At 60.4% G+C, this 22644-nt stretch carries 23 protein-coding genes; 7 read left to right on the top strand and 16 right to left on the bottom strand.

Annotated elements, in window-relative coordinates:
* Positions 1-85: 85 nt before the first annotated feature.
* Together pgeF and rluD are read right to left on the bottom strand one after the other, a co-directional pair.
* Complete coding sequence (gene pgeF, locus GIW79_RS01705; RefSeq protein WP_034128049.1) at positions 86-811, bottom strand: peptidoglycan editing factor PgeF; 726 nt, start codon at positions 809-811, stop codon at positions 86-88.
* Positions 808-1770, bottom strand: a complete 963-nt coding sequence (rluD, locus tag GIW79_RS01700) for a 23S rRNA pseudouridine(1911/1915/1917) synthase RluD (RefSeq protein WP_003188422.1) — start codon at positions 1768-1770, stop codon at positions 808-810. Before rluD ends, pgeF begins: the two co-directional genes overlap by 4 nt.
* Positions 1771-1919: 149 nt before the next feature.
* Between rluD and GIW79_RS01695 the strand changes: the two genes are divergently transcribed.
* Both GIW79_RS01695 and GIW79_RS01690 read left to right on the top strand, forming a co-directional pair.
* The gene (locus GIW79_RS01695; protein WP_034128050.1) at positions 1920-2945 is read left to right on the top strand and encodes an outer membrane protein assembly factor BamD; all 1026 of its coding nucleotides are present in this window, start codon (positions 1920-1922) and stop codon (positions 2943-2945) included.
* 127 nt (positions 2946-3072) lie between these two features.
* Complete coding sequence (locus GIW79_RS01690) at positions 3073-3306, top strand: PP0621 family protein (protein WP_034128051.1); 234 nt, start codon at positions 3073-3075, stop codon at positions 3304-3306.
* Here GIW79_RS01690 and thiO read toward each other — a convergent pair.
* From thiO to pilV, 5 genes are read right to left on the bottom strand one after another with little or no spacing between them, the layout of a single operon-like run.
* Positions 3293-4402 (bottom strand): glycine oxidase ThiO, encoded by a 1110-nt coding sequence (gene thiO / locus GIW79_RS01685; RefSeq protein ID WP_054896886.1) that lies wholly within the window; start codon positions 4400-4402, stop codon positions 3293-3295. The genes GIW79_RS01690 and thiO overlap by 14 nt on opposite strands.
* 59 nt (positions 4403-4461) lie before the next feature.
* Positions 4462-4866 (bottom strand): type IV pilin protein, encoded by a 405-nt coding sequence (locus GIW79_RS01680; protein ID WP_034128053.1) that lies wholly within the window; start codon positions 4864-4866, stop codon positions 4462-4464.
* 11 nt (positions 4867-4877) lie between these two features.
* Complete coding sequence (locus tag GIW79_RS01675) at positions 4878-5408, bottom strand: pilus assembly PilX family protein (protein ID WP_236452345.1); 531 nt, start codon at positions 5406-5408, stop codon at positions 4878-4880.
* 5 nt (positions 5409-5413) lie between these two features.
* Positions 5414-6121 (bottom strand): PilW family protein, encoded by a 708-nt coding sequence (locus GIW79_RS01670; protein ID WP_072447008.1) that lies wholly within the window; start codon positions 6119-6121, stop codon positions 5414-5416.
* A complete protein-coding gene (pilV, locus tag GIW79_RS01665) occupies positions 6118-6600 on the bottom strand; it encodes a type IV pilus modification protein PilV (RefSeq protein WP_236452346.1) in 483 nt (160 codons plus the stop codon). Before pilV ends, GIW79_RS01670 begins: the two co-directional genes overlap by 4 nt.
* Positions 6601-6797: 197 nt before the next feature.
* Here pilV and GIW79_RS01660 point away from each other — a divergent pair, with 197 nt between their 5' ends.
* Entirely contained in the window at positions 6798-7379 is a 582-nt protein-coding gene (locus GIW79_RS01660) for a GspH/FimT family pseudopilin (protein ID WP_034128057.1), read from the top strand.
* Here the strand turns inward: GIW79_RS01660 and ispH are convergent.
* The 6 genes from ispH to murJ all read right to left on the bottom strand — a co-directional run bounded on the left by ispH (position 7333) and on the right by murJ (position 14854).
* Positions 7333-8280 (bottom strand): 4-hydroxy-3-methylbut-2-enyl diphosphate reductase, encoded by a 948-nt coding sequence (ispH, locus tag GIW79_RS01655; protein WP_236452347.1) that lies wholly within the window; start codon positions 8278-8280, stop codon positions 7333-7335. The two genes, GIW79_RS01660 and ispH, sit on opposite strands and share 47 nt — an antisense overlap.
* A gap of 181 nt (positions 8281-8461) precedes the next feature.
* Positions 8462-8899, bottom strand: a complete 438-nt coding sequence (locus GIW79_RS01650; protein WP_169918885.1) for an FKBP-type peptidyl-prolyl cis-trans isomerase — start codon at positions 8897-8899, stop codon at positions 8462-8464.
* A gap of 7 nt (positions 8900-8906) precedes the next feature.
* The gene (lspA, locus tag GIW79_RS01645; protein ID WP_034128058.1) at positions 8907-9419 is read right to left on the bottom strand and encodes a signal peptidase II; all 513 of its coding nucleotides are present in this window, start codon (positions 9417-9419) and stop codon (positions 8907-8909) included.
* Positions 9412-12243, bottom strand: a complete 2832-nt coding sequence (ileS, locus tag GIW79_RS01640) for an isoleucine--tRNA ligase (protein ID WP_034128059.1) — start codon at positions 12241-12243, stop codon at positions 9412-9414. The genes lspA and ileS overlap by 8 nt, the downstream gene beginning before the upstream one ends.
* 14 nt (positions 12244-12257) lie before the next feature.
* A complete protein-coding gene (gene ribF / locus GIW79_RS01635; protein ID WP_003188404.1) occupies positions 12258-13196 on the bottom strand; it encodes a bifunctional riboflavin kinase/FAD synthetase in 939 nt (312 codons plus the stop codon).
* 119 nt (positions 13197-13315) lie between these two features.
* Entirely contained in the window at positions 13316-14854 is a 1539-nt protein-coding gene (murJ, locus tag GIW79_RS01630) for a murein biosynthesis integral membrane protein MurJ (RefSeq protein ID WP_034128060.1), read from the bottom strand.
* Between the two features lie 253 nt (positions 14855-15107).
* Between murJ and rpsT the strand changes: the two genes are divergently transcribed.
* Positions 15108-15386, top strand: coding sequence for a 30S ribosomal protein S20 (rpsT, locus tag GIW79_RS01625; protein WP_003188401.1), 279 nt, complete (start codon positions 15108-15110; stop codon positions 15384-15386).
* A gap of 279 nt (positions 15387-15665) precedes the next feature.
* Here the strand turns inward: rpsT and GIW79_RS01615 are convergent, their stop codons facing one another.
* Positions 15666-16151 carry an FKBP-type peptidyl-prolyl cis-trans isomerase gene (locus GIW79_RS01615; RefSeq protein WP_003188398.1) on the bottom strand — a complete coding sequence of 162 codons (486 nt, stop codon included), beginning with the start codon at positions 16149-16151 and terminating at the stop codon, positions 15666-15668.
* On the opposite strand from GIW79_RS01615, the gene GIW79_RS01610 reads away from it, so the two are divergent.
* The 3 genes from GIW79_RS01610 to GIW79_RS01600 all read left to right on the top strand — a co-directional run bounded on the left by GIW79_RS01610 (position 16150) and on the right by GIW79_RS01600 (position 19516).
* Positions 16150-16437 (top strand): DUF3565 domain-containing protein, encoded by a 288-nt coding sequence (locus GIW79_RS01610; protein WP_102666761.1) that lies wholly within the window; start codon positions 16150-16152, stop codon positions 16435-16437. The two genes, GIW79_RS01615 and GIW79_RS01610, sit on opposite strands and share 2 nt — an antisense overlap.
* Positions 16438-16516: 79 nt before the next feature.
* Positions 16517-18616, top strand: a complete 2100-nt coding sequence (gene pta / locus GIW79_RS01605) for a phosphate acetyltransferase (protein WP_003188396.1) — start codon at positions 16517-16519, stop codon at positions 18614-18616.
* Positions 18617-19516, top strand: coding sequence for an acyltransferase (locus GIW79_RS01600; RefSeq protein ID WP_014716856.1), 900 nt, complete (start codon positions 18617-18619; stop codon positions 19514-19516). It abuts the gene before it with no gap.
* A 191-nt stretch (positions 19517-19707) separates the two neighbouring features.
* Here GIW79_RS01600 and cysN read toward each other — a convergent pair whose 3' ends face one another.
* A complete protein-coding gene (gene cysN / locus GIW79_RS01595; RefSeq protein WP_236452348.1) occupies positions 19708-21606 on the bottom strand; it encodes a sulfate adenylyltransferase subunit CysN in 1899 nt (632 codons plus the stop codon).
* Between the two features lie 9 nt (positions 21607-21615).
* On the bottom strand, positions 21616-22533 hold the full coding sequence (cysD, locus tag GIW79_RS01590; RefSeq protein WP_054896879.1) for a sulfate adenylyltransferase subunit CysD: 918 nt from the start codon (positions 22531-22533) through the stop codon (positions 21616-21618).
* Positions 22534-22644 lie beyond the last annotated feature (111 nt).

Raw genomic sequence — 22644 nt, 5'->3', positions numbered from 1 at the left:
ATGAAGAAACCTGCCAGATACCCTTATAGATGGGGTGGATTCTGGGCGTTTCAAGCGGCGGACGGTTGATACAGGTCAGGACAGTCTAGCGTTCAAGCCAGATAAGGGAGGCGAATCGGCCCGTACGCGGGCTGCGGCGATAAGAAAAGAAACGCGGGTCGGTCACAGTGCACAAACCGCCACCATACACAGCGGAAACACCGCGCACTCCCAGACGCAGACGCGCCAGCTGGTAGATGTCGGCCATGAACTTGCCAGCGTTGTGGCTGGGAACAAAGGCTTCAGCGGTGGCCGGCAGTTGCTGCATGAACACTTCACGCACCTCCGGGCCAACTTCGAAGGCTTGCGGGCCAATGGCAGGGCCGAGCCAGACCAGAACGTCTGCGGGAGCGCTATCCAGGCTTTCGAACGCGGCCTCCAGCACCCCAGCGGCCAAGCCACGCCAACCGGCATGGGCTGCAGCAACGCGGGTGCCCGCTCGATTACAGAACAGCGCAGGCAGGCAATCGGCGGTCATGGATGTGCAGGCGATGCCAGCGGTGCTGGTCCAACTGCCGTCTGCCTCGACAGTACGGCCCGGATCGGCCTCAACCACCTGAGTGCCATGGACTTGACGCAACCAGGCAGGCTGGATATCGAAGGCGTCACTCAGGCGACGACGATTTTCAAGGACGGCCTCAAGGCTGTCCTCGACATGATCGCCCAGGTTGAGGCTGTCGAACGGCGCCAGGCTGACGCCGCCCGCACGGGTGGTGACGCAGGCTTTTACCCGGGCCGGCGCGGGCCAGTCAGGTATCAGCCAGTCATTCATCCGACAAACGCCTCGCGATCCTGCTTGAGAAGCGAAAGCAGCCAGACCAGATCGTCTGGAAGTGGCGATTCCCAGCTCATGCGCTTACCGCTCGTCGGATGATCCAGTTCCAGGAAGCGTGCATGCAGTGCCTGGCGCGGGAACGTCTTGAGCGACTCAACCATGGTCTGGCTGGCCGCCGGCGGAATACGGAAGCGGCCACCGTAGGCTGGGTCGCCGACCAACGGAAAGTTGATGTGCGCCATGTGCACGCGAATCTGGTGGGTACGCCCGGTTTCCAGCTTGACCCGCACATGGGTGTGGGAGCGGAAACGCTCCAGCACACGGTAGTGGCTGACGGCCTGCTTGCCGCCCTCCATCACCGCCATACGCTGGCGCTGCTGGCCGTGACGACCAATGGGCGCGTTGATTTTGCCACCGGCCACAACGACGCCGATCACAATGCACTCATAGATGCGGCTGACGCTACGGCTCTGCAATTGCGTAACCAGTTGCGTCTGCGCCTGAATGGTCTTGGCTACCACCATAAGGCCGGTGGTGTCCTTGTCCAGACGGTGCACGATGCCGCAGCGCGGCACATTGATGATGTCCGGCACGTGGTGCAACAGGGCATTGAGCAAGGTGCCATCAGCGTGCCCGGCGGCCGGGTGAACCACCAGGCCCGCGGGTTTGTTGATGACCAGGATGTCGTCGTCTTCATAGACGATATCCAGCTCGATGTCCTGGGCAACCCATTCTCCCTGGGCTTCCTGCTCGGCAGTCAGCTCAAGAATCGCACCGCCATGGACTATGTCTCGCGGGCGGATAACCGCTCCATCCACAGTCAGGCGGCCGTCTTTGATCCAGGCGGAAAGGCGCGAGCGCGAGTGCTCAGCGAATAATTGTGCGGCGACTTGATCGAGGCGTTGGCCGCCCAATTCGGACGGCACCTCTGCGCGAAGTTCAATTTTATCGGACATGCTCAGACTAGGCGTGGCGTAGCCTTTGGTTTCGGCTGCGCGCTTGTGGTTAAATACGGCGTCTTTTGCCCCGAGGCTTCCAACGGGGCGCTCATCATAACAGGACGGCCCCGCCCAAGACAGCGGCCGTCATAGGGACGCAAGCCGCCATGCAAGTGAAACACCTGCTGCTGATCGCCATCCTCGCCATGACTGCTGCTTGCTCGTCAACAAAGGACGTCGTCGACGAAAACCTGAGCGAAGTCGAGCTGTACCAGCAAGCTCAGACAGACTTGGACAATAATAGCTTCACCAGCGCCACAGCGAAGCTGAAGGCATTGGAGTCGCGTTACCCGTTCGGCCGCTATGCCGACCAGGCCCAGCTTGAGCTGATCTACGCCAACTACAAGAACGCCGAGCCGGAAGCTGCCAAGTCCGCTGCCGAGCGTTTCATCCGCCTGCACCCGCAGCACCCGAACGTGGACTACGCCTACTACATGAAGGGCCTGACCTCGTTCGACCAGGATGTTGGCCTGCTGGCGCGCTTCCTGCCGCTGGACATGACCAAGCGCGACCCGGGTGCTGCCCGCGACTCCTATAACGAGTTCGCCCAGCTGACCAGCCGCTACCCCAACAGCCGCTATGCGCCGGACGCCAAGCAGCGCATGATCTACCTGCGCAACCTGCTGGCTTCGTACGAGATCCACGTGGCCCACTACTACCTGACCCGACAGGCTTATGTGGCCGCAGCCAACCGTGGCCGCTACGTGGTGGAAAACTTCCAGGAAACCCCGTCCGTGGGTGACGGCCTGGCCGTGATGACCGAGGCTTACCAGCGTCTGCACCTGGACACCCTCGCGACTACCAGCCTGGAAACCCTGAAGCTCAACTACCCTGACCACCCTAGCCTGAAAGACGGCCAGTTCGTGCCTCAGGTTGACGAAGCGGACAACCGTTCGTGGCTGAGCAAGTACACCCTAGGCCTGATCGAGTCCCGTCCACCGCTGCCGCCGGGTGAAACCCGCGCCAACCAGGACGTGATCAAGCAGTACCAGGACGCCAAGGACGCCATTCCTTCGGAGCTCAAGCCGCACGACGAGAACGGCGATGTGATCGAAGAAGAAGAGCCGCAAGCCCTGGGCGACAACCAGGACCGTTCGTGGTTCAGCTACATGACCTTCGGTGTGTTCGACTGATTGTTCGACGCAACGCAAAAGGGAGCTCTGAAGGAGCTCCCTTTTTTATGAGCGAGTATTTATTGCCCTGTGCGCCCGTGACCACCTTGGCTAAACTGGCGCATTCCTTGTCGAGAAACTGCCCATCATGCTTCGTCTACTGTTCTGGATTGCCGTCATTGCTGCCGCGGTATGGTTCTGGCGCAAATTCAAAAACCCTGCCTCCCGTCAGCAACGGCCTGCCGAGCCGGATGCAGCCCTGATGGTGCGTTGCGCTCACTGTGGCGTGCACCTGCCGCAGGACCGCGCACTGAGCTCACGTCAGGAATGGTACTGCACCCAGGCGCACCTGGAACAAGGGCCAAAGTCTATCCAGCGTTGAGGCGACCTGCGGGGGCGTAAGGCGCTGGATCGATGATCGGAGCCCGCGCCAGCAGCAAATCGGTGAACAACTGGCAAGATGCCGGTGCGAGTACCAGACCATTGCGGTAATGCCCACAATTGAGCCACAGCCCCCTGAAGCCAGGGACCTCACCGATAAACGGTATACCTTCGGGTGAGCCAGGCCGCAAACCGGCCCAATGCCCGACCACTTCGGCGTCCGTCAAGGCGGGAATCAGTTCCTGCGCAGATGCCTTGAGGCTTTCAAGCGCGGTGTCGGTCGGCGTCTTGTCGAATCCCTCATACTCCAACGTGCTGCCGATCAGGATGTGCCCATCCCGCCGCGGGATCGCATAACGCCCCTTGGCCAGGACCATGCTGGATAAAAAATCGGACGCGCATTTGTACAGGATCATCTGGCCTTTAACCGGCTCCACGGGTAGCCCCAAGCCCAGCGTATCCAGCAGTTGCCCGCTCCAGGCGCCGGCCGCGAGCACCACGTGATCCCCCAAAACGTGGCCCGTAGCGGTATTCACACCCACCACCCTGCCGCCGCCGAGTACAAAGCCCGACACATCGCATTGCTCGCGAATCGTCACGTTCGGCAACGCCAGCAGCGCCGCCTTCAATGATTTGACCAGGCGCGGGTTGCGAATATTGGCCACGTTGGCCATGTAGATCGCCTGGGAGTAGCCACCCCCCAGCACCGGCACCGCGTCATGGGCCGCCGATACATCCACCTTGCTCAACGGTCGCCCTTCACGGGCAGCCCAGGCCAGTGCTTGCGCTTCGTCATCCAGGTCGAGCCAATACAAACCCGTGGTATGTACCTCCGGATCGACGCCGGTAGCAGCAAATAGCCGTTGCGCCAGTTGAGGGTAAAAATCCTGGGACCAATGGGCCAAGGCAGTGACCGCCTGGCTATAGCGCCACGGGTACAACGGCGAGACAATCCCACCGCCCGCCCAGGAAGCCTCTTGCCCAAGCCCACCGCGCTCCAGCAGCGTGACCGCCTGGCCCTCACTGGCGAGGTTGTACGCCGTCAACAGACCGATTACTCCGCCGCCGACAATCACTACTTGCTGTTGCTTAGCCATCATTTGATCCAGCCGATAAACAGGGAAAGGCGCGCCCGGCGCCCACGCTTCAAGTACGCTCATCCTTGCCCCCAGCAGACCTTGGGCGACATTTCAGGCCCTGCTCCCGGGTTGCCGCGCATACCGGTGCTGGTCAAGCTGAATGCTGCGCACTCGTCGTTCGCCATGACCGAGTCCGCAGCGGGTGTGGCGAGCAGGTCAAAATCCTGAGGGTTGAGGACGGCACTGATTCTATAATGATCATTGCCCGCGCTGACGTCGCCTGCATCAATAAAAGTGCCATTCCTCGTATAAGAACGCTCCAGTTGCTGGGCCTGTTCGCTCAACAACGCGACGATCTGCGCCCGATACGCCTTCTTCACCTGGCTGAGGTACCCGGGATACGCAATCCCGGCCAGCAACGCGATGATCGCCACGACGATCAGTAACTCAATCAGGGTAAAACCCTGGCTCTCCTTGCCCATCCGATTGCTCCTTATTGAAGTTGCCGCCATAAGACCCGTCGAAACCTGACGCGGCCGCCCTCCTCTACACGGGCATAGACCGTCTCCAGCACCGTGCGCGATTGCCCCGCGAGACCGACCGAAGTGACTCGAAAAAGCGTGGCCAGGGAATGGGACGGCAAATGAGCCAGCCCTTCACCCTCGCCGAGGGATTGAATGCCATAAAACCCATTCTTCAAGGCAAGCCAGGTGATCGCCGAGACAGGGTTCGTCCCGGCCGCCGTCAAGGAAAACGCTTCAGCAGGCGGCGCACAACGGGTGATCGAGTGGCAGACAGGCATCGCCTGGCCAACCTTTTGCACGGCCGATTCCCCCAACCTCAGGCCGCTTTCGGCAGATTGAAACGATTGATTGCGATGCCAGAGGCTGCTCGCGACTTTTTGCTGGGAGACCGCAGCCTGTATCGAGGACAGCCCCACCTGCGACAGCACCAACAGGAACACCAGACTGATCAGCAGCACCGTCCCGGCCTGCCGCATATGGATACCGCCCTGCATGGTCATTGCCCCTACCCCAGCCGATTTCGCAGTGCCGCCACGACACTGTAGGTCTGGTCCTTCACCCGCCCAGAGGGATCTTGAAGGGTCATGAGAATGCGCACGCTGCGTATCAGCGACTCATCGGCCGGATGGCTGTCATAGCGCACCACAACTGTCGATACCGAGGTGGCCGCCATGCCGAAGCTGACGTCGAATGCCCGCACGTTATCCATCAATACTGCCTTGGCCGGTGCTGCCGGGGTACTGATCTTCAACTGACCCGATTCGTAGGTGTAGGTAAGTTGGCGTATGCCAAAGCGAAGTTGGCCGGGTTCGGCTCCGGGTGGTGTGCCTGCATAAGCCCTGGCCGCCTCCTTGCAGTCGGACAACACTGTCCAGTCAGTCTTGCCGACGCCATCGCCGACATTCGCGGTCACCAGCGTCAGTGACTTCGCACTCCCCGCAGCTTCCCAGCTTATCGGCCGATCAAAGGCAGCCGGAGCATTGTCGATAGCGGCCACGGCCAAACACCCCAGCATGCCTGCCTGGCGAATATCCTGGGTGATCTTGCTCAGCACAAACCGCGCATCATCCTGCAGCAGCATGGCGGCCTGCTGGCTGGCATGGGTCAACCGCGAACTGATCAGTATCTGGCTCGCCCCCAGTATCAAGATCAACCCGATGGCAAGCGCCAGCAACACTTCCACCAGACTGAAACCTCGCCCAAGACGCTTCATTGCGACACTCCCTGTTCATTACTGATTCGACTGGTCAGGGTGAAGGTTTCCCGCGCCCCTGGGCGGTTTGCTGCTCGGGCATCCGCCCAACTGATGCTGATGGTGACCTCTTGCCCGTTCACCACCACTGAACCTTTGGCATCCTCGCCGGCAAAACCCGTGATATTGGCCTCGAAATCGTGCAGGTCGAGGTCACGCACGCTGGCGGTGGCAGTGTTGGGCGGCGCCAACTCCGCCCTGCCCCATGTGTAATCGGCGCCAGCATTGGTGCGAATGCGGTCGAGCATGTCATAGGCAATAAAACTGGCTTTGCTGGTCATCCTGGCGCTGTTGGTGTACTTGAGCGCGTTGAGTTGCAGCACCGCAGCGCCCATCAGGCCGATCGCCAAAATCAACAGCGCTACCAGCACCTCGACCAGCGTCATGCCGGATTGGCGCGAGTGCGCAACGCGCAGGAATCGGTTCTGGCAGGCTGGCATTTGCGTCGTCATCCATGTCGAAGGCCGGTGAAAAAAAGCAGGCAAGACCTGCTGTGCGACCCAAGACTAGCGTCGGTTTTCGAGCGGCGCTGCTCCCGGAACAAAGGGAAATACTTTGGACATAAAGGCCATCATCCAGCGCCAACGACCAAGCGCTATACCTAAAAAACCTACTCGTGCCCAAGGAGGGAACGCACATGAAACAAGAAGGTTTCACCCTGATTGAGATGTTGCTGGGGCTGATCGTCACCAGTTTCCTCGCGCAACTGGCCGTACCCGGTTTCAAGGGTTTACATGAATCGCAGCAACGACAAAACGTGGCCCAAGCACTTGCCTCCGGGCTGCGCTACGCACGCACCGAGGCCATCGCGCGTAACCGGGCGGTGGTCATTCATGCAAAGGACGAGGACTGGAGCCTGGGATGGCGCGTGATACTGGATGTGAGTGGGCGCGGCCACCTGGATGACGACAATCCGGTATTGCTGGAGCGCGAGAGCAATGGGCGCGTGCCGGTCGCCGGTAATGGCCCGGTTACGAGCCAGGTGCGCTTCAGCGGCCTGGGGGAGCCAGTGTTCGCCGGCGGGGGATTTCGTGCCGGCACCGTGCATGTGTGTGGCAAGGACCAGGCACAGAGCCTGTATCAGATCGTGCTGGCCCCCAGCGGGCGCGTCAGCCTGCGCAGTGACAAGACCGAACAGGCCTTATGCCGAGGCTATTCCAGCACCCTGGCCGTCAGAGCAGCGAGCGGACCCGCAGTTCCTTGGGCATCGAGAACGTGATGTTTTCTTCACGACCCGCCAGCTCATCGGCGCCGGTAGCACCCCAGGCTTGCAACTGTTGGATCACACCGCGCACCAGCACTTCCGGAGCGGAGGCACCCGCCGTGATGCCGATACGCTCAACGCCATCGAACCAGCTGCGCTGCATGTCTTCGGCACCGTCGATCAAGTACGCCGGCGTGGCCATGCGTTCGGCCAGCTCACGCAAGCGGTTGGAGTTGGAACTGTTAGGGCTGCCGACCACCAGCACAACATCACACTCATTCGCCAGTTGCTTGACCGCATCCTGACGGTTTTGCGTGGCGTAGCAGATGTCATCCTTGCGTGGGCCGCCAATGACCGGGAAACGCGTGCGCAGGGCATCGATGACGCGGCTGGTATCGTCCATGGACAAGGTGGTCTGGGTAACGAAAGCCAGGCGGTCGGGATTGTGCACCTGCAAGTTGGCGACGTCTTTTTCGTCTTCAACCAGGTAGATGGCGCCGCCGTTGCTGGCGTCGTACTGGCCCATGGTGCCTTCGACTTCCGGGTGACCGGCATGGCCGATCAGGATGCATTCGCGACCGTCGCGGCTATAGCGCGCCACTTCGATGTGCACCTTGGTCACCAGCGGACAGGTGGCATCGAACACTTTTAGGCCACGGCCGGCCGCTTCGGTACGTACGGCCTGGGACACGCCATGGGCACTGAAGATGACGATAACGTCGTCGGGTACCTGGTCGAGCTCTTCGACAAAGATCGCACCGCGTGCGCGCAGGTCTTCGACCACGAACTTGTTATGCACGACTTCGTGGCGCACATAAATCGGCGGCCCGAAGACTTCCAAGGCGCGGTTGACGATTTCGATCGCCCGGTCCACGCCAGCGCAGAAGCCACGGGGGTTGGCGAGTTTGATTTGCATGCTGTGCCTCGTGCCTTGCAGGCCAAGAAATTGGATCAACTCAGCTCTATAGAATAAGCGTCTGTATGAGCGGGCTTGCCCGCGATGCAAACGTCTCGATGTATCAGGTACACCGAGGTGATGCTATCGCAGGCAAGCCAGCTCCCACACAAGCCAGCCCCACAGGAACCGGTTTCGTCAGTTAGAGCGCTTTAACGTCGATGATTTCAACATCAAACGTCAAGGTTTTACCGGCCAACGGATGGTTGAAGTCGATGGTCACTTGCGTGTCATCGAAAGCTTTTACCACGCCGGGCAGTTCAGTATTCGCCGCATCATTGAAGATCACCAGCAAACCTTCCGACAGGTCCATACCCTCGAACTGCGAACGCGGGATGATCTGCACGTTTTGCGGGTTGGGTTGGCCGAAGGCGTTTTCCGGCAGGATCTGCAGGTTGCGCTTGTCGCCCGCCTTGAACCCGAACAATGCCGCTTCAAAACCAGGCAGCAGGTTACCGTCACCAACCTTGAAGGTCGCCGGGGCTTTGTCGAAGGTGCTGTCTACCGTGTCGCCATTCTCCAGGCGCAATGCGAAATGCAAAGTGACTTCCGTGTTCTGGCCGATGCGTTGCTCAGCCAATACCTGATCAGTCATTGACGGTTTCTCCGGTTTTCTTGCTCTTGAACATATCCAGCGCCAGCATGATTGCACCAACGGTGATGGCGCTGTCGGCAAAGTTGAACGCAGGGAAGTAGTGGCGGTTCTGCCAGTGCACCAGGATGAAGTCGATCACATGGCCCAGGGCGATGCGGTCATACAGGTTACCCAGCGCGCCGCCCAACACCAGGGCCAGCGCGATAGCCAGCCAGGTGTCGTCGCGACCCAGGCGCTTTAGCCACACCACCAGCACGGCACTGACCACAAGGGCGATCACCGCGAACAGCCAGCGCTGCCAGCCGCCGCCGTCAGCGAGGAAGCTGAAGGCGGCGCCAGTGTTGTAGGCCAGGGTCCAGCTGAAGTAATCCGGAATCACCACGATTTGCTGGAACATTTCCAGGGAGCCCTCGAAGTGAGCCTTGCTGACCTGGTCAATAACCAGCACCAGCAGGCTCAGTACGAGCCAGCCCAGACGTCCGAAACGACTGGCTGCATTAGGCATAGTGGCGAACCTCGCCTTCACCGCTGATGTTATCGACACAACGACCGCAGATTTCCGGGTGCTCAGGGTTCACACCGACATCTTCACGGCAGTGCCAGCAACGGGCGCATTTAGGGAAGGCCGATTTCACCACCTTGAGCTTCAGGCCCGGTACCTCGGTGACCACGGCATCTGCCGGGGCCTGGGCGAAAGGTGCCAGGCTCGCGGTGGAGGTGATCAGTACGAAGCGCAGTTCGTTGCTCAGCTTGGCCAGGTCAGCAGTCAGGCCATCCTCGGCAAACAGGGTGACTTCGGCTTGCAGGTTGCCACCCACGGCCTTGGCCGCACGCTGGACTTCCAGTTCCTTGTTCACCGCAACCTTGACGGCCATGACGCCCGCCCAGTACTCGCGGCCCAGTTCGAAGTCGGCCGGCAGTTCGGTCAAGCCTTCGTACCAGGTGTTGAGCATGACGGACTCGTTACGCTCGCCCGGCAGGTATTCCCACAGCTCGTCGGCGGTGAACGCCAGGATCGGTGCGATCCAGCGCACCAGCGCTTCGCTGATGTGGTACAGCGCGGTCTGCGCCGAACGGCGAGCTTTGCTGTTGGCGCCGGTGGTGTACTGGCGGTCCTTGATGATGTCGAGGTAGAAACCGCCCAGCTCCTGCACGCAGAAGTTGTGGATCTTGGAGTAGACATTCCAGAAGCGGTATTCGCCGTAGTGCTCTTGCAACTCACGCTGCAGCAACAGGGTACGGTCCACGGCCCAACGGTCCAGCGCGAGCATGTCTTCGGCCGGCAGCAGGTCGGTGGCCGGGTTGAAACCGGTCAGGTTCGACAGCATGAAGCGCGCGGTATTGCGGATACGACGATAGGCGTCGGCGCTGCGTTGCAGGATCTGCTCCGAAACAGCCATCTCACCCGAATAGTCAGTCGAGGCCACCCACAGACGCATGATGTCGGCGCCCAGGGTGTCATTGACCTTTTGCGGCGCAATCACGTTGCCCAGGGATTTGGACATCTTGCGGCCGTTCTCGTCGACGGTGAAACCGTGGGTCAGCAGTTCGCGGTACGGTGCGTGGTCGTCGATGGCGCAACCGGTCAGCAGCGACGAGTGGAACCAGCCACGGTGTTGGTCCGAACCTTCCAGGTACAGGTCGGCGCGCGGGCCGGCCTCGTGACCCATCGGATGCGAGCCACGCAGCACGTGCCAGTGAGTGGTGCCCGAATCGAACCACACGTCGAGGGTGTCGCTGATCTTGTCGTACAGCGGCGCTTCATCGCCCAACAGCTCGGCGGCGTCCAGCTTGAACCAGGCTTCGATACCTTCCTGCTCAACGCGCTGGGCCACAAGCTCCATCAGTTCGACGGTGCGAGGATGCAGCTCGCCGCTTTCCTTGTTCAGGAAGAACGGAATCGGCACGCCCCAGTTACGTTGGCGGGAGATGCACCAGTCCGGACGATTGGCGATCATCGAATGCAGGCGCGCCTGGCCCCAGGCCGGAACGAACGTGGTGTCTTCGATGGCCTTGATCGCGCGGTTACGCAGGGTATCGCCGCTGGTCGGCTCTTTGTCCATACCGATAAACCACTGCGCAGTGGCGCGGTAGATCAGCGGGGTCTTGTGGCGCCAGCAGTGCATGTAGCTGTGCTTGATGGTTTCGGTGTGCAACAGCGCGCCGACTTCCGAGAGCTTGTCGATGATCGGCTGGTTGGCCTTGAAGATGAACTGGCCGCCGAAGAACTCCAGGGACGGCGCGTACACGCCATTGCTTTGCACTGGATTCAGAATGTCGTCGTTGACCATGCCATAGGCTTTGCAGGTCACGAAGTCGTCTACGCCATAGGCGGGCGCAGAGTGAACAATGCCAGTGCCGGCGCCCAGCTCCACGTAGTCCGCCAGGTACACCGGCGACAGACGGTCATAGAACGGGTGACGGAAGTTGATCAGCTCCAGCGCGGAACCCGTGGTGGTAGCGATCACCGAACCTTGCAGCTCGTAACGCGCCAGGCACGACTCGACCATTTCCTCGGCCAGCACCAGCAGGCGATCACCAACGTCCACCAGGGCGTAGGTGAATTCCGGGTGCACGTTCAGCGCCTGGTTGGCCGGGATGGTCCACGGGGTGGTGGTCCAGATCACGATGGCCGCTGGCTTGCTCAGGCTTGCCAGGCCGAAAGCCTCGGCCAGCTTGGCGTCGTCGGCGATCGGGAAGGCTACGTCGATGGTCGAGGACTTCTTGTCTTCGTACTCCACTTCCGCTTCGGCCAAGGCCGAACCGCAGTCGAAGCACCAGTTCACGGGCTTGAGGCCCTTGAACACGAAACCGCCTTTGACGATTTCGGCCAAGGCGCGGATTTCACCGGCCTCGTTCTTGAAGTTCATGGTCTTGTAGGGGTTGTCCCACTCGCCGAGCACACCCAGGCGGATGAATTCAGACTTCTGCCCTTCGATCTGCTCGGCGGCGTAGGCACGGCACAGTTCGCGGGTCTTGTCCGCGCCCAGGTTCTTGCCGTAAGTCACTTCGACTTTGTGCTCGATCGGCAGGCCGTGGCAGTCCCAACCCGGGACATACGGCGCGTCGAAGCCCGACAGGGTCTTGGAGCGCAGGATCATGTCCTTGAGAATCTTGTTCAGCGCGTGACCGATGTGAATCGTGCCGTTGGCATAAGGAGGGCCGTCGTGCAGGACGAACTTCGGACGATCCTTGCCAATTTCGCGCAACTTTCCGTACAGGCCAATACTGTCCCAGCGCTGCAGGATCTGCGGTTCGCGCTGTGGCAGGCCGGCCTTCATTGGGAAGGCGGTGTCCGGAAGGTTTAGCGTGGCTTTATAGTCGGTCATTTAAGGCTCTTCGGTTAGCGATGGGCGCTAGGTGCGGCTAGTGCACGGGCGGCGGCGACATCCGCATTGATCGCCGTTTTCAACGCCTCCAGGGAGGCGAAACGCTGCTCTTCACGCAGCTTCTGGTGGAAAACCACCGTCAAACGCCGGTCGTATAAATCACCGGCAAAATCCAAAAGGTGAACTTCCAGGTGGGCCTTGCCATCACCTGCAACCGTGGGTCTGACGCCTATATTGGCGACTCCCGGCCACGATTGGCCATCGATGTCGACACTTACCAGGTAAACCCCGGTCAGCGGCACACGACGGCGCTTGAGTTGCACGTTTGCGGTTGGCGTGCCCAATTGGCGCGCCAGCTTCTGGCCGTGCAATACCCGTCCGGCAATGCGGAACGGGCGGCCGAGCAAACGCTCGGCCAGGTCGAAGTCGGCGGCGGCCAGGGCGTTACGCACCTGGGTGCTGCTCACGCGCAGGCCGTCCAGTTCGACGGTTTGCGCGGCCTCGACAGTGAAACCCTGATTCACACCGGCATGTTGCAGGAAATCGAAATCCCCGACCCGGTCACAACCGAAATGGAAGTCGTCGCCGACCTCCAGGTGCTGCACACCCAAGCCGTCCACCAGGATGCGGTCGACGAACTCGGCGGCGCTGAGGCTGCGCAAACGCTGGTTGAATGCCAGGCAGAGGACACGGTCCACGCCCTCCTCCGCCAACAGCTGCAACTTGTCCCGCAAGCGCGCCAAGCGTGCCGGCGCCGTTTCCGGGGTAAAGAACTCCCGCGGTTGTGGCTCAAAAATCACCACGCAGCTGGGCACGCCCAACTCGACCGCACGCTCGCGCAGCCGAGCCAGGATAGCCTGGTGGCCACGGTGAACACCGTCAAAGTTGCCAATAGTGGCGACGCAGCCCCGATGCTCGGGGCGCAGGTTGTGGAGACCTCGAACCAGCTGCATAACGCGCTTCTTGCTCATAAAGTGGTCGATTATAACCACACCCAGCCCCGGACGACAGGCAACAGCGCAGGCCAAATGGGTCGAATCGATAAAACAACTGTTTTATCGCGGCAAACTCGCTATCCCAGCGACTTGCGATTGAAATCGCGCAGGCGGAAGCCCTGCAACAGCAACATCCCGAAGTACACCACCACGCCCGCCACTACCAACGCGCCCAGGCGCATGAAGCGCTCCAGCATATCGCCATCACCCCAGGCCGGCATCACCTGCATCAGCCCCACCAGCACCGCGGACATTGCGGCCACCGCCACAAGCAACTTGAGCGTGAACATTCCCCAACCCGGCTGCGGCTGGTACATCTGCTGCTTGCGCAGCTGATAAAACAACAGGCCGGCATTGATACAGGCACCGGCACTGATCGCCAGCGCCAGCCCGGCATGGGCCAACGGACCGATAAACAGCAGGTTGAGCAACTGTGTGACGATCAGCGTGAAAATCGCGATCTTCACCGGCGTGCGGATGTTTTGCTGTGCGTAGAAGCCCGGCGCCAGCACCTTGATCACGATAATACCGAGCAGGCCGACAGAGTAGGCAACCAGCGCGTGCTGAGTCATCAAGGCGTCATGTGCATCGAATTGCCCGTATTGAAACAGCGAGACCGTCAGCGGTTCGGCGAGGATTCCCAAGGCCAGCGCGCATGGCAACACCAATAGAAAGCACAGACGCAGGCCCCAATCGAGAATGCGCGAATACTCCTGACGATCCTTGCTGGCATAGGTGCGCGCCAGGGTCGGCAGCAGGATCGTGCCCAATGCCACGCCAAGCACACCGGATGGCAACTCCATCAGACGGTCGGCGTAATACATCCACGATACCGACCCGGACACCAGCAACGAGGCAAACGCGGTGTTGATGATCAGCGAAATCTGACTGACCGACACCCCGAGGATCGCCGGCAGCATATTGCGCATCACGCGCCAGACGCCGGTGTCCTTGAGGTTCAGGCGCGGCAGTACGAGCATGCCGATTTTTTTCAGGTGCGGCAGTTGGTACAACAACTGCGCCAGGCCGCCGGCCAGCACCGCCCAACCCAGGGCCATGACCGGAGGGTCGAAATACGGCGTGAGGAACAGCGCAAAAATAATCATGCTGACGTTCAGCAAGGTCGGCACAAAGGCCGGTACCGAGAAACGATTCCAGGTATTGAGGATCGCCCCGGCGAGCGAAGACAGGGAAATCAGCAATATATAAGGAAAGGTCACCCGCAGCAGATCAGTGGTCAGCGCGAACTTTTCCGGCGTGTTGGCAAAACCGGGCGCCGTGGCCCAGATCACCCAGGGCGCGGCGAGCATCCCGACGATGGTTACCAGCATCAGCACCAGCGTCAGCAAACCCGAGACGTAGGCGATGAACGTACGAGTCGCCTCCTCGCCATGCTGGGTCTTGTATTCGGCCAGAATCGGCACGAACGCCTGGGAAAACGCGCCTTCGGCAAAGATCCGCCGCAACAGGTTGGGCAGTTTAAAGGCAATAAAGAAGGCATCGGTGGCCATGCTGGCGCCAAAGATGCGGGCCAGCAGGGTGTCGCGCACGAACCCCAATACCCGGGAAATCATCGTGATAGAGCTGACGGCAGCCAACGATTTGAGCAGATTCATTGAAAGAGTTTGCGCCTATAGATAAAGAGCAGGCGAACTACGCGCCCACTTATGCGATACTGCGCGCCTGCAACAGCACAGAGCCAAAGCTCGCGAGTTTACAGGTCAAGCGCCGGAAATAAATCACCCGCCTCTTCAGATCGACCACTCAGCAGTTCGCATCAGCCGCCCTTGACAACCCGTCAAGTCATCGGCATGATTCGCGGCCTATTTTGTTTGCTATTTCCTAAAAAGTCTTTCGAGGAGCTCGACGGTGGCCAACACACCTTCCGCCAAAAAACGTGCAAAACAGGCTGAGAAGCGTCGCAGCCACAACGCCAGCCTGCGTTCCATGGTTCGCACCTACATCAAGAATGTAGTCAAAGCCATCGACACCAAAGACGCTGAAAAAGCTCAAGCAGCTTACGTTCTGGCTGTGCCTGTTATCGACCGTATGGCCGATAAAGGCATCATCCACAAGAACAAGGCCGCTCGCCATAAGAGCCGCCTGAATGGCCACATCAAGGCTCTGAGCGTTCCTGCTGCAGCCTAAGTGGTAACAACTGCAACGCAGCCCAGGCTGTGTAACAGTTAAGAAATGCCCCGTACCGAAAGGTCCGGGGCATTTTTGTTTGCCCCTGAAAACTGTAGGAGCGAGCTTGCTCGCGAAGATCGTTAACGATGACGCGGGAAGCCTGGCGCCCGGCGGGGCTCTCAGGTTTTTCGCGAGCAAGCTCGCTCCTACAGAAAGTTGACCGGGAATATTCTCAAGGCAAAAAAAACGCCCCGAACCAGTCGGGGCGTTTTTGCTACCACCTGATCAAAACATCAATCAATGGTGATGACCGCCTTCACCGTGGACGTGGCCGTGAGCCACTTCTTCCTGGGAAGCGTCGCGGATGGCCACGATCTTCACTTGGAAGTTCAGGCGCTGGCCAGCCAGAGGGTGGTTGCCGTCAACAGTAACGTCGTCGCCGTCCAGGTCGCGGATGGTGACGATCTGCATTTGGCCGTCCGGCGCGGAAGCGTGGAACTGCATGCCCACTTCCAGCTCATCGACACCTTCGAACATGCTGCGGCTCAAGGTGCTGACCAGTTCGGCGGAGTATTCGCCGTAGGCATCTTCAGGTTCTACGGCGACAGTCAGTTCGTCACCGACGTTCTTGCCTTCCAGAGCCTTTTCCAGGCCCGGGATGATGTTACCTGCGCCTTGCAGGTAAACCAGCGGCGCGCCGCCGGCGGAGCTGTCGATGACCTCACCAGCGTCGTTGGTCAGGGTATAGTCGATGGAGACAGCCTTGTTAGCGGCGATCGTCATGGGGCGAGACCTTTTGCATAAGAATGAAGAACGGACAAGTCTAAACAAGGATTTGCCCGAAAGCGAACGGAACCCGGACGGACGGGGCCGATCAACGGTCACGATCACAGGTTTTCATCAGGACGACGATGGGCACTGGGTGGCCGAGCTGTCTTGCGGCCACACCCAGCACCTGCGCCACCAGCCGCCCTGGCAGTCACGCGCCTGGGTGCTCGACCCCGCGCAACGCCTTGAAAAAATAGGCCAGGCCTTTGCGTGCGGCTGGTGTGCGCAAGGGCACGAATAACGATAACCTTGGCGTCTGATTCGCGGTAGGCACTCACCCATAGAGCGCCACCCAAGCCATGCACCTCCAGAGAATTCGCATGCAGACTTTTTTTATCGCGCCCACCGATTTTGGTGTGGGTCTGACCTCCATCAGCCTTGGGCTGGTGCGCACACTGGAACGGGCCGGCCTGAAAGTCGGCTTTTTCAAACCCATTGCCCAGCCACACCCTGGCGATACCGGGCCGGAACGCTCTACCGAGCTGGTGGCGCGCACCCACGGCCTGAAACCGCCGCAGCCCCTGGGCCTGGCTCACGTAGAGCGCATGCTCGGCGACGGCCAGCTCGATGAGTTGCTCGAAGAGATCATCACCCTTTACCAACAGGCAGCCGTAGGCAAAGACGTGCTGATCGTCGAAGGGATGGTGCCGACCCGCAGCGCCAGCTACGCGGCACGGGTCAACCTGCACCTGGCCAAGAGCCTGGACGCGGAAGTGATCCTGGTCTCGGCGCCGGAAAATGAAGTGCTCACCGAGCTTTCCGGCCGTGTGGAATTGCAGGCCCAACTGTTTGGCGGCCCCAAAGACCCGAAAGTGCTGGGCGTAATTCTCAACAAGGTACGCACCGACGAAAGCATGGAAGCCTTCTCGGCGCGCCTCAAAGAGCATTCGCCGCTGTTGCGCAGCGGTGATTTCCGGCTGCTCGGCTGCATCCCCTACCAACCCGAGCTGAATGCCCCGCGCACCCGCGACGTGGCCGACCTGATGGGCGCGCAGATCCTCAACGCCGGCGACTACGAAAGCCGGCGCATGACCAAGATCATCATTTGCGCGCGCACCATGCGTAACACTGTCGAGCTGCTCAAACCCGGTGTGTTGGTGGTAACCCCGGGAGATCGCGATGACATCATCCTCGCCGTCAGCCTGGCCGCCATCAATGGCGTGCCGCTGGCCGGGCTGCTGCTGACCAGCGACACCCTGCCCGACCCACGCATCATGGACCTGTGCCGAGGCGCCTTCCAGGCCGGGTTGCCGGTGTTGTCGGTGAGCACCGGCTCCTATGACACCGCCAACCAGCTCAATAGCCTCAACAAGGAAATCCCTATCGATGACCGCGAGCGTGCGGAAATCATCACCGACTTCGTCGCCAGCCACCTCGATGCGCGCTGGCTGCACCAGCGCTGCGGCACGCCAAGGGAGATGCGCCTGTCGCCGGCAGTGTTCCGTTACCAGTTGATCCAACGCGCCCAGGCCGCCAACAAACGCATCGTGTTGCCCGAAGGTAGCGAGCCGCTGACCGTACAGGCCGCCGCGATCTGCCAGGCCCGCGGCATTGCCCGTTGCGTGCTGTTGGCCAAGCCTGCGGATGTGGAGGCAGTCGCCCGCGCCCAAGGTATCGACCTGCCCGAAGGCCTGGAGATTCTCGACCCCGACCTGATTCGCCAACGCTACGTGGAGCCAATGGTCGCCTTGCGCAAGAGCAAAAGCCTCAACGCGCCCATGGCCGAGCAGCAACTGGAAGACACCGTGGTGATCGCCACCATGATGCTCGCCCTCGACGAAGTGGATGGCCTGGTCTCCGGCGTGATTCACTCCACCGCCAACACCATTCGCCCGGCGCTGCAGCTGATCAAGACCGCGCCGGGCTGCACCCTGGTGTCGTCGGTGTTCTTCATGCTGTTCCCCGAGCAGGTACTGGTGTACGGCGACTGCGTGATGAACCCGCACCCAAGCGCTGCGGAACTGGCGGAAATCGCCCTGCAAAGCGCCGACTCGGCGGCCGCGTTCGGCATCACGCCACGGGTGGCGATGATCAGCTATTCCAGCGGTGACTCGGCCAGCGGCGAGGAGGTGGAAAAAGTCCGCGAAGCCACCCTGCTCGCCCACGAACAACAAAGCTCGCTGCTGATCGACGGCCCGTTGCAATACGACGCCGCCGCCAACGAAAACGTCGCCCGACAACTGGCGCCCAACAGCCAGGTGGCAGGCAAGGCCACCGTCTTTGTATTCCCGGACCTGAACACCGGCAACACCACCCACAAAGCCGTACAACGCAGCGCCGATTGCGTGAGCCTGGGGCCGATGCTCCAGGGCCTGCGCAAACCGGTCAATGACCTGCCACGAGGCGCCCAGGTGGACGACATCGTGTACACCATCGCCCTGACGGCGATCCAAGCCGCCAACCGACCCATGGATATCTAAATGCTGGATTTTCTACCTGCCGCCGTGCGCGGGGTGATCGCTTCGCTGTTGCTGGCGCTGAACACGATCCTGCTGTGTTCGTTCCTGTTTATCGTGGCGCTGTTCAAGGCGCTGCCGTTCGCCAAGCGCCTGAGCGAATGGCTGATGAACCACACCCATGAAGCCTGGGTCACCAACAACAAGGGTTGGATGAACCTGGTGCGCCGTACGCGCTGGCACCTGACTGGCCTTGAGGGCCTGGACTACCAGCACTCGTACCTGGTGACCAGCAACCATCAGAGCTGGGTCGACATCATGGTGTTGCAGTACGTGCTCAATCGGCGCATTCGCCCCCTGAAGTTCTTCCTCAAGCAAGAGCTGATATGGGTACCGGTGATTGGCCTGGCGTGGTGGGCGCTGGGTTTTCCCTTCATGAAGCGCTACAGCAAGGCTTATTTGGAGAAGCACCCGGAGAAGAAAGGCAAAGACCTGGAAACCACGCGCAAGACCTGTGCGAAGTTTCGCGACAATCCCGTGGGGATTTTCAACTTTGCCGAAGGCACACGCTTTACGCCGGGCAAGCATGCGCAGCAGCAGTCACCGTTTCGCTACCTGCTTAAACCCAAGGCGGGCGGAATTGCGTTTGTGTTGGATGCCATGGGCGAGCAGCTCAAGTCACTGATCAATGTGACCATCCACTACCCCGCCGGGCGCCCAGGTTATTGGGATTTGCTGTGCGGTAACGTGAAGGACGTGGTGGTGCACTTTGAAGAGGTGCAGATACCGGCCGAATTCATCGGCAAGAATTATGAGCAGGATGGGGAATATCGACTGGCGTTCCAGGGCTGGATCAACCAGTTGTGGCAAGACAAGGATGCATTGTTGGAACAGCTGCACAAAGACTTTCCGGCCAGCCGCTGATCAACATGTGGATGCAATTTAATGTGGGGGCTGGCTTGCCTGCGATAGCGGTGGATCAGCTAAGGATAAATAAACTGACAGTCCGCCATCGCAGGCAAGCCAGCACCCACCGTGATCGAGTTCACATTTGAGAATATGTAAAAAGCCCGCCACCGAGTGATCGATGACGGGCTTTTTAATGGCCGCGAGGTTTAAATCGCGCCGCGCTGACGCAACAGCTCCAGCACTTGCTTGACGCTGTCTTCCAGCGACAACGCCTGGGTGTCGATCACAAGGTCGGCATTCAACGGCACGTCATAGGGGAAGGATTCGCCAGGGATGTTATCCCCACCGGCCGCGTACAAACCTTGCGGGTCACGCTCGGCGCACACCAACGGCGATGCCTGCACGTAGACGGTCAGCAGTCGGTCCGCACCAATCAGCGCCTTGGCCTGTTCACGGCCTTCGGCATCCGGCGCAACGAAAGCCGCCAGGGTCAGCAGGCCGGCTTCGTTGAACTGACGCGCCACATGAGCCGCACGACGCCAGTTCTCGGTACGCCCGGCACGGTCTTGCGGCAACCCTTTGTTCAGATCGTGACGCAGGTTCTGGCCGTCCAGCACGAACACCGCCCGGCCCATGTCGAACAGCTTGCGCTCGACCGCATAGGCCAGAGTGCTCTTGCCAGCGCCCGACAAGCCGCTGAACAACACCGTGGCCGGCTGCTGGCCGAAACGCAGGGCGCGCTCTTCGGTGGCCACATGCGCCAGGCTGCCGTGCTGCGCAGCGCCGCCATGACCCACCGGTGGCGCGATGATCATGCCCGCGGCCACCGTGCCGTTGGTCAAGCGGTCGATCACGATGAACGCGCCAGTGGTGCGGTTGCTGTCGTAACCGTCCAGGGCGATGGCGGCGTCCAGGCTGACCTTGACCCGGCCAATCTCGTTGAGCTGCAGCGAACTCGCCGGGCCTTCGGCCAGGGTGTTTACGTCCACGCGGTGCACGATGCTGGTGATGGAACCCGGCACGTAGCTGGTGGCGCGCTTGATGTCGTATTTCTTGCCCGGCAGCATCGGTTCTTCGCCCATCCACACCAGCATGGCGTCGAAGGCGTCGGTCACTTGCGGCACGTTGTCAGCATGCACCAACAGGTCGCCACGGGAGATGTCGATCTCGTCTTCCATGGTCAAGGTCACGGCCTGGCCTGGGCCTGCGTGTTCCAGCTCACCTTCAAAGGTGACGATGGATTTGACGCGGCTGCTCTTGCCCGACGGCAATACCACCACTTCGTCGCCCTTGTGCACGATGCCACTCGCCAGGGTGCCGGCAAACCCACGGAAGTTCAGGTTCGGGCGGTTGACGTACTGCACCGGGAAACGCAGGTCGGTGTAGTTGCGATCATTGGCGATCTCGACAGTCTCTAAGATCTCCATCAGCGACTGCCCGGTGTACCAGGGCGAACGCTCGCTCTTGTTCACCACGTTGTGGCCCTTGAGCGCCGACATCGGCACAAAGGCCAGGGTGCTTGGCTTGAATGCGATACCTTCGGCGAACTTCAGGTAATCGGCTTTGATCGACTCGAATACGCTTTGGTCAAAGCCGTTGATGTCCATCTTGTTGATGGCCACAACGATGTGTTTGATACCCAGCAACGAGGCGATATAGCTGTGGCGACGGGTCTGGGTCTGCACGCCGTAGCGGGCGTCGATCAGGATGATCGCCAGGTCACAGGTGGACGCACCAGTGGCCATGTTGCGGGTGTACTGCTCATGGCCGGGGGTGTCGGCGATGATGAATTTGCGCTTGGCGGTGGAGAAATAGCGATAGGCAACATCAATAGTGATGCCCTGCTCACGCTCGGCCTGCAGGCCATCGACCAGCAACGCCAGATCGATATCGTCACCGGTGGTGCCGGACTTTTTCGAGTCGCGGGTAATGGCTTCCAGGTGATCCTCGTAGATCATCTTGGAGTCGTGCAGCAGGCGCCCGATCAGGGTGCTCTTGCCGTCGTCGACGTTGCCGCAGGTCAGGAAGCGCAACATTTCTTTGCGCTCGTGCTGGCCCAGGTAGGCGAGGATGTCCTCGCTGATCAAATCAGATTGATGCGACATGACAGCCCCTTAGAAATAGCCTTGACGTTTTTTATCTTCCATCGAGCCTGCACCATCGTGGTCGATGACACGGCCCTGGCGCTCGGAAGTTCGCGTCAGGAGCATTTCCTGAATGATGTCCGTCAGCGTCTCGGCTTCGGACTCCACCGCGCCCGTCAACGGGTAGCAGCCAAGGGTGCGGAAACGTACTTTCTTTTTGACGATGCGGGCTTTGTCTTCCTCGGACAGGTGCTCGAGGATGCGATCGTCGTCGATCATGATCAACGTGCCGTTCTTCTCGATCACGTCGCGCTCGGCGGCGAAGTACAGCGGCACGATCGGGATGCCTTCCAGGTAGATGTACTGCCAGATGTCCAGCTCGGTCCAGTTGGACAGCGGGAACACGCGGATCGACTCGCCCTTGTTGACGTTGCCGTTGTAGACGTTCCACAGCTCCGGGCGTTGGTTCTTCGGGTCCCAACGGTGCTTGCTGTCGCGGAACGAGTACACGCGCTCTTTGGCACGGGATTTCTCTTCATCGCGACGGGCGCCGCCGAATGCTGCGTCGAAACCATGCTTGTCCAGCGCCTGCTTGAGGCCTTCGGTCTTCATGATATCGGTGTGCTTGGCACTGCCGTGGGTGAACGGGTTGATGTTCTGCGCCACGCCATCGGGGTTGATGTGGGTGATCAGGTCCAGGCCCAGCTCCTCGACCATCTTGTCGCGGAACTTGTACATCTCCTGGAATTTCCAGCGAGTGTCGACGTGCATCACCGGAAATGGCAGTTTGCCCGGGAAGAAGGCCTTGCGTGCCAGGTGCAGCATCACGGCGGAGTCTTTACCGATCGAGTAGAGCATCACCGGGTTATCGAACTCGGCGGCGACCTCGCGGATGATGTGGATGCTTTCCGCCTCCAGCTGTTTCAGATGCGTCAGTTTGTCGACCATGGTTACTCACGGAAAAACGATCTTATGGACGGCCAGCGGGCCGTGTTCGAGCGAGGCATGCTAGCACAGCAACTTCTTCTATTTAGGGCGCCAGCTAGACCGAAACGATAT

The sequence above is a fragment of the Pseudomonas sp. PA-7-1E genome, from assembly GCF_021605325.1.
Classification (GTDB): Bacteria; Pseudomonadota; Gammaproteobacteria; order Pseudomonadales; family Pseudomonadaceae; genus Aquipseudomonas; species Aquipseudomonas fluorescens_BV.
The sequence above is the reverse complement of the archived record's forward strand: the minus strand, read 5'-3'. Positions and strand labels throughout refer to the sequence as shown.

What these genes read in the sequence shown, in the direction of transcription:
- pgeF (WP_034128049.1), bottom strand. Translation starts at nt 811, where the DNA reads ATGAATGACTGGCTGATACCTGACTGGCCCGCGCCGGCCCGGGTAAAA.
- rluD (WP_003188422.1), bottom strand. Translation starts at nt 1,770, where the DNA reads ATGTCCGATAAAATTGAACTTCGCGCAGAGGTGCCGTCCGAATTGGGC.
- GIW79_RS01695 (WP_034128050.1), top strand. Translation starts at nt 1,920, where the DNA reads ATGCAAGTGAAACACCTGCTGCTGATCGCCATCCTCGCCATGACTGCT.
- GIW79_RS01690 (WP_034128051.1), top strand. Translation starts at nt 3,073, where the DNA reads ATGCTTCGTCTACTGTTCTGGATTGCCGTCATTGCTGCCGCGGTATGG.
- thiO (WP_054896886.1), bottom strand. Translation starts at nt 4,402, where the DNA reads ATGGCTAAGCAACAGCAAGTAGTGATTGTCGGCGGCGGAGTAATCGGT.
- GIW79_RS01680 (WP_034128053.1), bottom strand. Translation starts at nt 4,866, where the DNA reads ATGGGCAAGGAGAGCCAGGGTTTTACCCTGATTGAGTTACTGATCGTC.
- GIW79_RS01675 (WP_236452345.1), bottom strand. Translation starts at nt 5,408, where the DNA reads ATGACCATGCAGGGCGGTATCCATATGCGGCAGGCCGGGACGGTGCTG.
- GIW79_RS01670 (WP_072447008.1), bottom strand. Translation starts at nt 6,121, where the DNA reads ATGAAGCGTCTTGGGCGAGGTTTCAGTCTGGTGGAAGTGTTGCTGGCG.
- pilV (WP_236452346.1), bottom strand. Translation starts at nt 6,600, where the DNA reads ATGCCAGCCTGCCAGAACCGATTCCTGCGCGTTGCGCACTCGCGCCAA.
- GIW79_RS01660 (WP_034128057.1), top strand. Translation starts at nt 6,798, where the DNA reads ATGAAACAAGAAGGTTTCACCCTGATTGAGATGTTGCTGGGGCTGATC.
- ispH (WP_236452347.1), bottom strand. Translation starts at nt 8,280, where the DNA reads ATGCAAATCAAACTCGCCAACCCCCGTGGCTTCTGCGCTGGCGTGGAC.
- lspA (WP_034128058.1), bottom strand. Translation starts at nt 9,419, where the DNA reads ATGCCTAATGCAGCCAGTCGTTTCGGACGTCTGGGCTGGCTCGTACTG.
- ileS (WP_034128059.1), bottom strand. Translation starts at nt 12,243, where the DNA reads ATGACCGACTATAAAGCCACGCTAAACCTTCCGGACACCGCCTTCCCA.
- ribF (WP_003188404.1), bottom strand. Translation starts at nt 13,196, where the DNA reads ATGCAGCTGGTTCGAGGTCTCCACAACCTGCGCCCCGAGCATCGGGGC.
- murJ (WP_034128060.1), bottom strand. Translation starts at nt 14,854, where the DNA reads ATGAATCTGCTCAAATCGTTGGCTGCCGTCAGCTCTATCACGATGATT.
- GIW79_RS01610 (WP_102666761.1), top strand. Translation starts at nt 16,150, where the DNA reads ATGGGGCGAGACCTTTTGCATAAGAATGAAGAACGGACAAGTCTAAAC.
- GIW79_RS01615 (WP_003188398.1), bottom strand. Translation starts at nt 16,151, where the DNA reads ATGACGATCGCCGCTAACAAGGCTGTCTCCATCGACTATACCCTGACC.
- pta (WP_003188396.1), top strand. Translation starts at nt 16,517, where the DNA reads ATGCAGACTTTTTTTATCGCGCCCACCGATTTTGGTGTGGGTCTGACC.
- GIW79_RS01600 (WP_014716856.1), top strand. Translation starts at nt 18,617, where the DNA reads ATGCTGGATTTTCTACCTGCCGCCGTGCGCGGGGTGATCGCTTCGCTG.
- cysN (WP_236452348.1), bottom strand. Translation starts at nt 21,606, where the DNA reads ATGTCGCATCAATCTGATTTGATCAGCGAGGACATCCTCGCCTACCTG.
- cysD (WP_054896879.1), bottom strand. Translation starts at nt 22,533, where the DNA reads ATGGTCGACAAACTGACGCATCTGAAACAGCTGGAGGCGGAAAGCATC.